Source organism: Salmonella sp. SJTUF15570 (assembly GCF_043357055.1).
GTDB classification, from domain to species: domain Bacteria; phylum Pseudomonadota; class Gammaproteobacteria; order Enterobacterales; family Enterobacteriaceae; genus Salmonella; species Salmonella enterica.
Genome location: NZ_JBEUKJ010000004.1, coordinates 222,441 through 235,672, shown reverse-complemented (window position 1 = coordinate 235,672; position 13,232 = coordinate 222,441). Strand labels below are relative to the sequence as shown.

Annotated in this window: 13 protein-coding genes and 1 pseudogene; 9 read left to right on the top strand and 5 right to left on the bottom strand. The window is 45.7% G+C overall.

Features of this window, described 5'->3' with window-relative positions; genetic code table 11:
- Positions 1-742 precede the first annotated feature (742 nt).
- Together phoH and ABVN44_RS09945 are read left to right on the top strand one after the other, a co-directional pair.
- Positions 743-1,531 carry a phosphate starvation-inducible protein PhoH gene (phoH, locus tag ABVN44_RS09950; RefSeq protein ID WP_000533527.1) on the top strand — a complete coding sequence of 263 codons (789 nt, stop codon included), beginning with the start codon at positions 743-745 and terminating at the stop codon, positions 1,529-1,531.
- Between the two features lie 278 nt (positions 1,532-1,809).
- A pseudogene (locus ABVN44_RS09945) lies at positions 1,810-1,938 on the top strand (integrase); the annotation flags it as partial.
- Positions 1,939-3,150: 1,212 nt separating this feature from the next.
- Here the strand turns inward: ABVN44_RS09945 and ABVN44_RS09940 are convergent.
- From ABVN44_RS09940 to ABVN44_RS09930, 3 genes are all read right to left on the bottom strand, one after another.
- A complete protein-coding gene (locus ABVN44_RS09940; protein WP_023232606.1) occupies positions 3,151-3,492 on the bottom strand; it encodes a hypothetical protein in 342 nt (113 codons plus the stop codon).
- Between the two features lie 266 nt (positions 3,493-3,758).
- Entirely contained in the window at positions 3,759-4,394 is a 636-nt protein-coding gene (locus ABVN44_RS09935; protein WP_023232607.1) for a GAD-like domain-containing protein, read from the bottom strand.
- A 65-nt stretch (positions 4,395-4,459) separates the two neighbouring features.
- Complete coding sequence (locus ABVN44_RS09930) at positions 4,460-4,642, bottom strand: hypothetical protein (protein WP_023232608.1); 183 nt, start codon at positions 4,640-4,642, stop codon at positions 4,460-4,462.
- A gap of 436 nt (positions 4,643-5,078) precedes the next feature.
- On the opposite strand from ABVN44_RS09930, the gene ABVN44_RS09925 reads away from it, so the two are divergent.
- From ABVN44_RS09925 to ABVN44_RS09915, 3 genes are all read left to right on the top strand, one after another.
- A protein-coding gene (locus ABVN44_RS09925) for an IS3 family transposase (RefSeq protein WP_094204703.1) occupies positions 5,079-6,189 on the top strand; the annotation gives its coding sequence in 2 pieces (ribosomal slippage) (positions 5,079-5,332 and positions 5,331-6,189; 1,113 coding nt in all).
- A 578-nt stretch (positions 6,190-6,767) separates the two neighbouring features.
- On the top strand, positions 6,768-6,980 hold the full coding sequence (locus tag ABVN44_RS09920) for a cold shock domain-containing protein (RefSeq protein ID WP_000208509.1): 213 nt from the start codon (positions 6,768-6,770) through the stop codon (positions 6,978-6,980).
- Positions 6,981-6,990: 10 nt separating this feature from the next.
- Positions 6,991-7,179 carry a hypothetical protein gene (locus ABVN44_RS09915; protein WP_024131109.1) on the top strand — a complete coding sequence of 63 codons (189 nt, stop codon included), beginning with the start codon at positions 6,991-6,993 and terminating at the stop codon, positions 7,177-7,179.
- Between the two features lie 259 nt (positions 7,180-7,438).
- On the opposite strand, the gene ompS1 is transcribed toward ABVN44_RS09915, so the two are convergent.
- Positions 7,439-8,623: a porin OmpS1 gene (ompS1, locus tag ABVN44_RS09910; RefSeq protein ID WP_017441838.1), complete on the bottom strand. Its 1,185-nt coding sequence runs from the start codon at positions 8,621-8,623 to the stop codon at positions 7,439-7,441.
- 650 nt (positions 8,624-9,273) lie between these two features.
- Here ompS1 and drpB point away from each other — a divergent pair.
- The 4 genes from drpB (at position 9,274) to ABVN44_RS09890 (ending at position 12,315) form a co-directional block, all read left to right on the top strand.
- Positions 9,274-9,585: a cell division protein DrpB gene (gene drpB / locus ABVN44_RS09905; RefSeq protein WP_000107443.1), complete on the top strand. Its 312-nt coding sequence runs from the start codon at positions 9,274-9,276 to the stop codon at positions 9,583-9,585.
- Between the two features lie 79 nt (positions 9,586-9,664).
- Positions 9,665-10,360: a phosphohydrolase gene (locus tag ABVN44_RS09900; protein ID WP_000377042.1), complete on the top strand. Its 696-nt coding sequence runs from the start codon at positions 9,665-9,667 to the stop codon at positions 10,358-10,360.
- A 73-nt stretch (positions 10,361-10,433) separates the two neighbouring features.
- Positions 10,434-11,864, top strand: coding sequence for a DNA cytosine methyltransferase (locus tag ABVN44_RS09895; RefSeq protein WP_023232059.1), 1,431 nt, complete (start codon positions 10,434-10,436; stop codon positions 11,862-11,864).
- Positions 11,845-12,315, top strand: coding sequence for a very short patch repair endonuclease (locus ABVN44_RS09890; protein WP_000785978.1), 471 nt, complete (start codon positions 11,845-11,847; stop codon positions 12,313-12,315). The genes ABVN44_RS09895 and ABVN44_RS09890 overlap by 20 nt, the downstream gene beginning before the upstream one ends.
- Here the strand turns inward: ABVN44_RS09890 and yedA are convergent.
- Complete coding sequence (gene yedA / locus ABVN44_RS09885) at positions 12,304-13,224, bottom strand: drug/metabolite exporter YedA (RefSeq protein ID WP_023232060.1); 921 nt, start codon at positions 13,222-13,224, stop codon at positions 12,304-12,306. The two genes, ABVN44_RS09890 and yedA, sit on opposite strands and share 12 nt — an antisense overlap.
- Positions 13,225-13,232: the final 8 nt, after the last annotated feature.

Genomic DNA, 13,232 nt, shown 5'->3' with positions numbered 1-13,232 from the left:
GCCGTTAACGCGGCCGTAATACGTCTCGAGTAATCACTAACTGGCCATATATGAAATCGCCTGTTAATGGTACCAATAGCCTTGACGCAATAGAGTAATGACAAAAATTAAAACGAGTCAGCGTTACTGGCGTAAGTATGCCGCACAAAATTTTGCATAAATAATGCCGTTTTAGCGATGGGAGAGAGGACACGTTAATTACTCCATTTTAACCTTTTATATGTTGAATATTCAATGGGTTATGGGTGGTTTCACCATTAATACCCGCAGTAGCTAATGATTATCTTTTTTAGTCTCCTGCCGATGAAATAATCGTGTAATCTTTCTGTAAGAGACTGACAATGACGCAATAATTTTTGGTTAATGCTTGGTGAATATATTGTTGCATTATTGATGTTTTGTGTTGTACTTAGTAGTAATAGCGGTAGTTCCCCGGCAGTGATGGTCACTCACTATGGAGATCGCGAATGGTAATGTCCGCACCAGGACACATTGTTTACAGTAGTTACAACACCCTGTACGGACATTCTCTCTCCGGTGGTGGTCTTGTCACCTTAAAAGCTCTCATCATTTCTCTTACTGTCCATACCCATGACGTCATATGTGGTGCGCGTAGCCGTGTGTGGCGTCGTTTCAAAAAGCAAGCTAAGGCTTACAAGGAAGCCAACCCTCAGATGTGTGTGCGCATAATCGCGTTCAAGAGAACGCGGGTGATGTATACCTACAACTCAAGGTGCTATCCATGGGAAGACAAAAAGCAGTGATCAAAGCTCGTCGTGAAGCAAAGCGTGTGTTGAGACGAGATTCGCGTAGTCATAAGCAACGTGAAGAAGAATCGGTCACGTCACTGGTGCAGATGGGCGGAGTAGAAGCCATTGGCATGGCGCGCGATAGTCGCGATACCTCTCCTGTTAAGGCGCGAAATGAAGCACAGGCGCATTATCTGAACGCTATTGACAGTAAACAGCTTATTTTTGCGACCGGCGAAGCCGGCTGTGGAAAAACATGGATCAGTGCGGCAAAGGCGGCAGAAGCATTGATTCATAAGGACGTCGAGAGGATCATTGTGACGCGTCCGGTATTGCAGGCTGATGAAGATCTTGGTTTTTTGCCCGGTGATATCGCTGAAAAATTCGCGCCTTATTTTCGTCCCGTCTACGATGTCCTGCTTAAACGGTTGGGCGCGTCCTTTATGCAATATTGTTTGCGCCCGGAAATCGGTAAGGTAGAAATTGCCCCGTTCGCCTATATGCGTGGGCGTACTTTTGAAAATGCGGTCGTGATCCTCGACGAGGCGCAAAATGTGACTGCGGCGCAAATGAAAATGTTTTTGACGCGACTAGGTGAAAATGTCACGGTCATTGTCAATGGCGATATTACGCAATGCGACCTGCCGCGCGGCGTGCGTTCCGGGTTGAGCGATGCGTTGGAACGCTTTGAAGAAGATGAAATGGTGGGGATTGTGCATTTCAACAAAGACGACTGCGTGCGCTCGGCGCTTTGTCAGCGAACACTTCACGCATACAGCTAATATAGCATTGACTTTCAGAGCCCGGGAGACCGGGCTTTGTTGTCTATCCCCGGTCAGGTGACTTAATACGAAAAAAAGCCCGTACTTTCGTACGAGCTCCTTCTTGAAGATGGCGGTGAGAGGGCTGCCATATTTACGTTCATTATCATTCGCATTAATCATAATTATTTCTTTATATACAATGCGTTGCCATTATTCTTTGTTCGCTGGCGTATTGCTATCTTTCGTAAAATCGTCATTTTATGCAGTACAGGATGCATGACAAAAGAGTGGGGATTATGCCAAAGAAAGCCAGAGAACTGTCCGCCTTAGCCGTTTCCAGGCTTAAAGCGGAAGGTCGCTATGCTGTAAGTGGTGTTGACGGATTGTATCTGCGGATCGCCGGACGCTCACGCGCATGGGGCCTTATTTATATGCTCATAGACTACATCAAGTTCTGTAAAGGAGGATTTTGCTTCTGAAATGGTCTTATAGCAACCAGTAGCATAAAGATTATTGGTCACTGCGATTAGCTCAGGTTTAATACTGCCCGGTTTTACATCTGATGGGGGTAATATCTTGTAATATAAATTTGTTACTTCTGAGGATGTATAACGGTATCGCTAAAAATGTTCTTTCTGGTATTTAAAACTACATGTCACTGCCCACAGGAAGGATGGTTTATTATTGATTCCTTTCATTATGATAACTCTCTCTGGATTATCTACATTTCATTTTTTAACATAAAATACATCACAACTAGAAAAATTAAACATTTTATATTAAAAGTTTTTTCTAATATTCGAATATTATAAATTTAATGGCCATATAGAAATAAAATATAGTAATACAAATCTTTAAAGAGAAACTTATCATATGTTTATGTTTCATAAATGAGAGTATTGGCTGTTTATTAATGTTTTTATTATTGTATTTAATGTGGAAGTGGTGTATTCCCTCAATCCCAATGTCTACTAATGAAAATGCACTATAATAAAAGAATATATATCCTGATAGTGCTACAAGAAATTTAATAAATATAATGCTATGTATATTATTTATATTCCTGATCAATAAAAAACAAATTAGCGAGGACATTACGATGCCAAAAAAAAATCTAAAAAAATTATTATGATACACCTTGATAATCTTGCCTGACAGTTTCATAAGATACCATTATCCACCAATGTTAACATTTGCTTTCCCGGTCAATATAGCCCCCCGATGTTGAACCTGCCAACTCTGGTTGTACTGGCCAGGGGGGTTCAGTCAAGAGGCCTGTTTGTATATCTTCCTCCAGGTCAATTCCAATACCCGGTGCTTTATTTCACCACACCCGCGATACATTACTCATTGTTTAATGTCATTCTCATTACCTAAACGCCACAGTATCCGGACATATCAAGATGTTTTTCCTCATTCCTTACTTTGATGGTGATAATAGCTTTAACATCATACCCTTCTACATCCTCGTTTGATGCTGTGAGAGGAGTCTGTTTCGTGGTGATGGAAATATTACCATTTTGGAATGATGATATGTTTCCCTTTGAGGATGTATAACGACATCGCCAAAATGTTCTTTCTGGTATTCAAAACTATATGTCACTGACCCTGTAATGATGGCTTATTATTATATTTATTTATGATAATAATTCCTTCTTCAATCTGAGAAATAAGATAAGTAAAAATCCCAAATTGAATATTAATTTATATCCTCTGGATACTAAGTTTGTGTTTCCAATAAAATTTTTAAGAAATGGTTTTTTGATATTTTCTTTATTATATTCTTGATGGAATGATGATATGTTTTCGACAGATGAATCGATAAGGGAGAAAATAAAAAAATACAAAAACAAATAACAGCCAATAAGAAAACACACATCTTTCCAACCAGTAGTTCCAAGCATAATACTAACTTTTGAAAATAACAGGAAAGCTATCACTCCAAATAACATCCTAACTGTTTTGTTATATTGACTCATTTTAGTCTCCGATAATCACCGTTGAAAAATCTGTAATGACAGCTCCAGTGCCACCCGCCGAAGGGGACACAAGAGGAGCAAATTGAATTTCTATGTCCCCACCTAATCGTTACAAAAGGATATGGGGTATCAGGCAACCCAAAATCCACTGAAATCCGATTTATTCAACAAAGCTAATGCAGTCAGTAAAAGTATGGCACTGACTACTTTAGGAAGGGCGTCCATCATCTATTTCAAGCCATTTCCAGAATTGATAAATCCCTCCTTTAGAAGCCTATAATATTAGGGGAAGATAACTCTCTCAGAATCATCAAATGTATTTGACAGTCCACTTTACTCAAATTTTCAATTTTTATTTCTCCGCCAAAAATGTATGCAGGTTCCAAACTAAACATTTCATTATCAGCTAATACGCCTAGTTGTTTAACTGCCCGGTCAAAAATGTAATTATCATTACAATCAAATAAATCAAACTCTTCAACACTTGAAAATGCAAGAAAAGATTCAATTTCACTATTTAATTCATCTGTTGTTTTTACCATAAAACCATTTTCGGAAAAAATTATTTGATTAAATAAAGGCTGAATCGTAATATTTCTTCCGGTAGACTCACCAAAAACATATAATTCGCCAAAGGCACTCCTGGCTATGACATGGTATGCGTCCATTTCTTTAAATGGAGTATCTTCTAGCCATATATCCAGTACATCTTCATACTCATCAGGATTGACAAGACTAAACAATCCATTTTTATACGTTCCCCATCCCTCTGTTTTCCAGTAAGAAAGAAGTTTATCCGGAAGAATTCCTTTCCATTTTGTCATACTTTTCTCTGGAACAGCGCTATAAGATGTAGCTTCTCCAAATTTCTCAATGAAGTAACTAAAGTCTTGATCTCGCATAATATTTCCCCCTGGATTCTAAGCCCTTTGCCCCGGCATAATACCAGTTTAACATTCATCTTTTCTCAAATATGGCCTGATTTAATGCTATCATTAGGTGCTTCATCTGGTGTTTTTAGTCTTTCATTCTGATTCCAGCTTGCACCTGTTGAACTGTTGATACCACTAGAGGGGAAGCCGACGACAGCGGTTGCCGTCGGCGTTAATCCGTCCACATCCAGCGTAAAACGCAGGCCGTTTTGTGACATAACCTTATCCTGGATTCATTGGCGAAAAAGGAATCACGGCCGTTCGTGGCAGTGGGGAGGGCAGGCGTTTCAGACACACTACCGCCGAAGTTTCCGGCATCCGCCATCTCCCATATATGAAACGTAACAGACGTAACTCATTGCTGGAACGGGTTTTTTGTCTCCGTTTCCGGACAAAAACAGCATCCTGCCATTAAGGCGGAATGCTGTGGATTTAACGGATTGGAGGTGATTTACACACGCTTACCGAATACGTAGTCAATAACGCTCAAGCCTGGGTCTTCCCGGATATAGCCTTTGAGACGGATGTAGAAAGCCATACCGCTATGACGCTATGGAGGCTGGTGTCGACGCTGGTGTAAGTATCCCGCATAATCGTGCCATTCACATTTAGAGATCCTCCGGCATAATCAATCTGCCAACAAAGGAGATCGCTATGCATAAAGCCCGTTTTACTGAGCATCAGATCATTGCCGTAATTAAATCGGTTGAAGCCGGACGAATCGTTAAAGATGTCTGCCGGGAGGCCGGTATATTTGAAGCCACCTGGTACAACTGGAAGTCCAGATACGGCGGCATGGAGGCTTCTGATATTAAAAAGATCAAGGATCTTGAGGACGAGAATCGGCGTCTCAAACAGATGTTTGCCGACCTGAGCCTTGAGAACCGGGCGCTGAAAGACGTTATCGAAAAAAGCTTTAAAACCAGCCTTTAAGCGTGAGCTGGTCACTCATCTGATAACGACATTTGGACTCAGTATCCGTCAGGCCTGCTGGAGTCTGAACCTGAGCAGAACGGTTTACCATTACCGTCCGGATACCACGCGTGACGAACCCGTTATTGTCGCGTTGCAGGCAGTGGCAGAGCGATACCCACGGTACGGTTTTCCAAAACTTTTCCAGGTTCTGCGGCGGCAGGGATACCCGTGGAATCACAAAAGGATCCATCGTATTTATTGTCTGCTGAAGCTGAATTTTCGCCGTAAAGGCAAACAACGGTTGCCGGTGCGTAATCCCTCGCCACTGGCCACACCGGAAGCGCTGAACCAGAGCTGGTCTGTCGATTTTATGCATGATGCTCTGGTCTGTGGCCGTCGTTTTTGCACGTTCAATGTCGTTGATGACTTTAACCGTGAGGCATTGTCGATTGAAATCGATCTGAATCTGCCAGCTTTGCGCGTGGTCCGTGTACTCGACAGGATCGCGGCAAATCGCGGCTATCCGGTTATGCTACGCATGGATAATGGTCCGGAATTTATCTCACTTGCACTGGCTGAATGGGCAGAGCAACATGCAGTAAAACTGGAATTTATTCAGCCGGGTAAGCCGACGCAGAACGCTTTTATTGAGCGCTTTAACCGAACATACCGTACAGAAATACTCGATTTTTATCTGTTCAGAACGCTGAATGAAGTGCGGGAGATCACGGAAAGATGGGTGTCAGAATATAACTGTGAACGCCCTCATGAATCACTGAACAATATGACGCCGGAGGAATATCGGCAACACAATCATTTGGCCGGGATCTCAAAAAATGCCTGGAACTAAAACGGGTCTATTTACACCTGTTTCGTTGTAAAAATGTAGCATCTTGAGTCATTCATCAGTCGGTTTTATTCCTCTCAGACTAAGCCATCAACACAGATTTCAACGCCGCTGTCGCGGTTATTATGGCTTGCCTGTAAACATAATGAACACACTAATTCTCTGCTTGACCACCCTTATAAACTGGTCACACAAGATCACAGGAACCTCTCACGATGAGGCGCATGTATCCTGGTTTACGACATCAGGAAATGTGGCGCGTTTATTGCCAGGTAGGCGTTATGAGACGTCACTTATTTACGCCAGGTTTCAGCCGTAGCGATGGGCATGGATAAAAAGAGTATGGCAATCAGCGTGATAATACTAAAAAACAATTAATATTTTTTTAACAAAACTAAAGCTTGCTATGTGCAGTTAACCATGCGTTAATGGTTGTGCGGTTTGATACAAACTTATCTGAAGTAGTGATTGTAATATTTCTCATCATTTGTTCCTCTTGAGATCTCCTTTAGGTTTTTTTCTCTCTGATAATTTTCTTCAGGCCATTTCGCCCAAGGGCTCATTCAAAAGGTAACAATATTATGACGACGAAAATCACTGGTTTAGTAAAATGGTTTAACCCTGAAAAGGGCTTTGGTTTCATTACGCCTAAAGATGGCAGCAAAGATGTGTTTGTGCATTTTTCCGCCATTCAAAGTAATGAATTCCGCACTCTGAATGAAAATCAGGAAGTGGAGTTTTCAGTAGAGCAGGGACCAAAAGGTCCATCAGCGGTCAACGTTGTGGCGCTTTAAGGCAACTGATATTACTAATAAAATTCACTTCCGGTGTCCATGTTGCCATGGTTCACAATACAGAACATCGACATTCGATGTTACTGAGCAAAACCCATTTGGCGCGAAATGTATTTTTTGTAAGTCAACCATGATTACTTTTGATAATGTTGGATTATACATTCGCTCAGGACAGGTTCCGCCAGATTTTAGAAAATAATTCATATTAGCTCCGTACCGGAGCTTTTTTATGCCCGGATGATTATCATCTATAGACGCTGACATCCATCATCTATAGTGGCATTTACCTTTCCCCAAAGGTGTTATTTCTCTTGCAGACAGCGCCTGAAAAGAGCGACGTTGTCTTCATCTATCCGATGAAGCCAGGTCACCTGTCTTTGCGCCGTTATCCGTTATTTAATTCTTGCCCTATAATAACAAGCCCGCGCTAAGCACGGGCTTGAATAACATAAAGCGTCTTAGAACTGGTAGACCAGACCAACACCTACGATATCATCGGTTGCAATACCGTTGCTTGCGTAGAAGTCATCATCTTCGTCCAGCAGGTTGATTTTATAATCAACGTAGGTGGACATATTTTTGTTGAAGTAGTAAGTCATACCGACGTCAACATATTTAACCAGATCTTTGTTGGTGTAACGCCAGTTGCCACGATGGACTTCCTGACCGCCTAAATCTTTGCCCTTAGACTGCAAGTAGGCGATGGACGGACGCAGACCGAAATCGAACTGATACTGCGCAACCACTTCAAAGTTCTGGGTTTTGTTAGCAATACCGCCATTATCTTCGCCATTACCGCCGCCATAATAGGTCATGTTGCGGGTTTCAGCGTACATCGCCGCCAGGTAAACATTGTAGGCGTCATATTTGGCACCTACTGTCCAGGCTTCAGCGGTTTCACCACCAGCATAGTTGTTGCGCTCATTCATGCCGTCGCCATAACCACGAGCAACCTGATTGTCCGTACGGTCAGAGGAAGAGTAGGCCGCACCCAGGCTTAACCCGAAGTCAAAGTCATAGGAGGCAGACATACCGAAACCGTCGCCGTTTTCACGGGCCAGTTTGCGGCTGCCGCCGTTACCTGTACCTTCACCAGCACCGCCGTTTTCATTATTACCCTGGTACTGCAACGCGAAGTTCAGGCCTTCCACCAGACCGAAGAAGTCGGTATTACGGTAGGTGGCAACGCCGTTGGTTCTGCCCAGCATATAGACATCGGTCTGGGTATAAGTATCACCGCCGAATTCCGGCAGCGCATCGGTCCAGGCTTCAATGTCGTAGATAACACCATAGTTACGGCCATAATCGAAAGAGCCGTACTCGCCGAATTTCAGACCGGCAAAGCCCAGACGAGTCCAGGAGTTTGCACCTGAACCTTCTCCTTCGGTGGCGTTTACCTTAATGTTGTATTCCCACTGACCATAGCCGGTCAGCATATCGTTGATCTGCGTTTCGCCTTTAAAGCCAATACGGGCGTAGGACTGGTCGCCGTCGTCGCCTGCATTGTCAGAGAAGTAACGCAGACCATCAACTTTGCCGTACAGGTCGAGTTTGTTGCCATTTTTATTATAAACTTCAGCCGCATTTGCTGCGCCTGCCACTAATAACGCCGGGACAAGCAGTGCCAGAACTTTTCTGTTCATTATGTATTCCCTTATGATAATAATTTATATGAATATGTAGCCACTTCAACAAAACTACAAATTGATACTATTCTATGAAGTTCATGGAATTTAAAAAATAACATGTAACAAAGCTATTTAAAATATTTCAATTTGTTTCCGTTTGGTTTTTTATAATACTGGTCATATAAATAACCAAGAATATATATTCTATAATTATCATTTTTTATCAATGAGTTATGTGTTTTGATTTGATGGTTGCTGGTGTGAATATAATTTGTTTTTTATATGTATTTGAAGCTTTGATTATGAAAAAGCATAAAAAAAAACCGGCATAAATGCCGGTAATGTGGGTAATGATAAAATAAATGATAAAAGGCTAATAACCGAATCATTCTGACACTTAATGCTAATAAAATAAAACGCTATCGCGGTGCGTAAAAATAAGTTGTTCTGGTTATGGGTTATTCTGCATCAGAGTGCGATTCAATCACCATTCCCTTATTTAACAGCAGGTTCAGCGCCAGATGCAACATTAACTGAGAATAAACTATTTGTGGAATGAATAATCAGAACTGGTGGATAAGGTATTCCATGGTCGAAATGTGACTAATGTCACATTATAATGTAATTAATGTCATATGACTTACATCACAAAAGCGGAGTAAAGTTTGAGTACCAGGGAGGAGAACGCCACCCGTAGCATGGGCGGTAAATTAGCGTTATGGGTTTTTTATACCTTTTGCGGCTACTTTATCTGGGCGATGGCGCGTTGCGTGTGGCTGATGTCCGCCATACAAACCGAGCCGGTTCTCGGCCCAATCAGCACTCCTGGCAGCGCAACGGAAAAATGGCTTAACGCGCTTTCGCTGGGCGTCGTCTGGCTTATTCTGGGGAGTATTGCCTGGTACACCCGGCCTCGCAAAAACAGGGGGTATCCCGCCGACACTCAGCCAGAAACGCGCAAGCACGCAAGGATGTAAAGTGGTGGCGGATATGTCAGGATAGCGAACCCTGTGCTCAGGCATGTAATAAAAATGGTCTGCTATAAAGAGAGGGCGTATGGACTCAGGATACTGGCAATCGCAGTTTGAAGACTGGCTACGTCACCACCACCAGGAACAGGATGCCGCCCATGACATCTTCCATTTTCGTCGTGTTTGGGCAACCGCGCAAACGCTCGGGGAAAACAGTCCTGTCGACTGGCTGGTGGTGCTATCGGCATGTTATTTCCATGACATCGTCAGCCTGGCGAAAAATCATCCGCAGCGGCATCGTTCTTCCATTCTGGCGGCGGCAGAAACCCGGCGTATTTTTCTGCGGGATTTTCCTGACTTTCCGGCAGAAAAACTGGCGGGCATTTGTCATGCTATCGAAGCGCATAGCTTCAGCGCAAAAATTGCGCCTACCACGCCAGAGGCAAAAATCGTGCAGGATGCAGACAGGCTGGAGGCGTTGGGCGCCATTGGTCTGGCGCGGGTCTTCGCGGTCTCCGGCGCGCTGGGCGTCGCGCTGTTTGATGCCGACGATCCCTTTGCCGACAGACGGCCTCTTAACGATAAGCAATTCGCGCTCGACCATTTTCAAACCAAACTGCTGAAACTGCCGCTGACGATGCAGACCGAACGGGGCAAGTACCTGGCGCAGCGTAATGCGGATTTTCTGGTGTCGTACATGGCGAAACTGAGCGCTGAGCTGAAAGGCGACTATGAAACACGGGATGAGGCGGTCATCCAGATGTTTGCTACGCATCAGTAACCCCTGCCGCTGAAACGTAAACCGCGTCATTTTATGTTAGTCTGTCGGCAATTATTTTTGGCCGGTTAAATGTATGCAGGAAAATATTTCAGTAACACACGCCCGGAACCTCATCGCCGACGACGCCGGAAGCGAGATCCAGGCGATGCTGAGTCAATTGCTGGAAATCTATGATGTTAAAACGCTGGTGGCGCACCTTAACGGCCTGGGCGAGCAGCACTGGAGCCCGGCCATCTTAAAGCGCGTAATAATGAACGCGGCATGGCATCGTTTGAGCGACAATGAACTCACCTGTCTTAAAACAGAGTTGCCGACGCCGCCATCGCATCATCCACATTACGCCTTTCGTTTTATCGATCTCTTCGCGGGCATCGGCGGCATTCGCCGCGGATTTGAAGCGATAGGCGGACAGTGCGTGTTTACCAGCGAATGGAATAAGCACGCGGTACGGACATATAAAGCGAACTATTTTTGCGATCCGCTGCAACATCGCTTTAATGAAGATATCCGCGATATCACGTTGAGCCACCGGGAAGGGGTCAGCGATGATGAGGCGGCGGAACACATTCGCCAGCATATTCCGCAACATGATGTCCTGCTGGCGGGCTTTCCCTGTCAGCCATTTTCTCTGGCGGGCGTTTCCAAGAAAAATGCGCTGGGCCGCGCCCACGGCTTTGCCTGCGAGACTCAGGGGACATTATTTTTTGATGTCGTAAGAATTATCGACGCCCGCCGCCCCGCGCTGTTTGTGCTGGAAAACGTGAAAAACCTTAAAAGTCACGACCAGGGCAACACCTTCCGCATTATTATGCAAACGCTCGATGAACTGGGATATGACGTGGCGGATGCCGCTGACAATGGCCCGGACGATCCGAAAATTATCGACGGGCAGCACTTTCTTCCTCAGCATCGGGAACGTATTGTGTTGGTGGGATTCCGTCGCGATTTAAACCTGAAAACCGATTTTACGTTACGCAATATCGCCCGTTGTTATCCACCGCGCCGTCCGACGCTGGCAGAACTGCTGGAGCCCGTCGTCGAAGCCAAATATATCCTGACGCCGGTGCTGTGGAAATATTTATATCGCTACGCGAAAAAGCACCAGGCGCGGGGAAACGGTTTTGGCTATGGCATGGTTTATCCTGACAATCCGGAAAGTGTGGCGCGCACGTTATCTGCTCGCTACTACAAAGATGGTGCCGAAATTCTGATCGATCGTGGTTGGGATATGGCGAAAGGCGAAGTGAATTTCGACGATGCTGGCAACCAACAACATCGTCCCCGCCGACTCACGCCGAGAGAGTGCGCGCGTTTAATGGGATTTGAGGCGCCGCAAACGTACCAGTTCAGGATACCTGTCTCGGATACGCAGGCCTATCGCCAGTTTGGCAACTCCGTGGTGGTGCCGGTATTTGCTGCGGTAGCAAAGCTGCTGGAACCCAAAATTCACCAGGCGGTGACGCTGCGTCAGAGAGAGACGGCAGATGGCGGACGTTCACGATAAAGCCACGCGCAGTAAAAATATGCGCGCGATAGCGACCCGCGATACGGCTATTGAAAAACGTCTTGCTGGCCTGTTAAGTGCACAGGGGATTACGTTTCATACTCAGGACGCGACATTACCGGGCAAGCCGGACTTTGTGGTGAATGATTATGATTGTGTGATTTTTACTCACGGCTGCTTTTGGCATCATCACCACTGTTATCTGTTCAAAGTGCCGGCCACGCGAACGGCTTTCTGGCTGGAAAAAATCGGTAAGAACGTTGAGCGCGATGAGCGCGATATTCAGCGTTTACAGGCGCTTGGCTGGCGGGTACTGATCGTCTGGGAGTGCGCCTTGCGCGGGCGAGCGAAATTGAGCGACGCGGCGTTGGCGGAGCGCCTGGAAGAGTGGATCTGCGGCGGCGGCGCCAGCGCGCAGATCGACACCCAGGGGATTCATCTACTGGCGTGAATCTTCCGTTTTACACGGCGTGACCACCGCCTTGACAGGAAACAGGTACTTACCCAGAGTCACCAGCACTACGGCAAACACAATCACACCCAGCGCGGCCCATTCAACGGGCGATAACCTCTCGCCGCCCAGGCCAGTGCCAAGCAACACGGCGACAACCGGATTCACATAGGCGTAGCTGGTCGCCAGCGCCGGACTGACGTTGCGAATCAGGTACATATAGGCATTAATGGCGATAATAGAACCGAACAACGCCAGGTAGCCGACGGCCATAAGCCCCGATAAACCAGGCAGCGTGGCGAGCTTTTCGCCGGAAAGAAACGCCGCGCAAAGCAATACCACGCCCGCCGCCAGCATTTCAATCGCACCCGCCATCATGCCCACAGGGAGGGCGATGCGCGAGCCGTAAACGGAACCAAATGCCCAGCTCATCGAACCTATCAGGATCAAAATCGCGCCCCACGGATTGCCGCTTAAGTTGCCGCCACTGTTCAGCAGAATAATCCCGGCAAGTCCAATGGCAATCCCCACCCATTCTAATTTGCGCGTTTTAATACCAAAAAAGTAGCTAAAGCACAGCGTAAATAACGGGACAGTGGCGACCACGACGGCAGCAATGCCCGATGGCACGTTTTGATGCTCCGCCACCGTCACCAGGCCGTTACCCACCGCCAGCAGCAGTAGACCAATCAGCGCGGCGTTGATGGTCTGGCGCAGCGGCGGAAGTTTTTCGCCGCGCAGCAGCAAAAACGCCATGAGCAACATCCCCGCCGAGAGAAAACGTACGCCTGCCATCATCAGCGGCGGCCAGCTTTCAACGCCTATGCGGATAACAAAATAGGTAGACCCCCAAATGATGTACAAGGCAAAAAGCGCGCCAAAAAGAGGTAATAACTGCCGGAAACGCATAATCACTC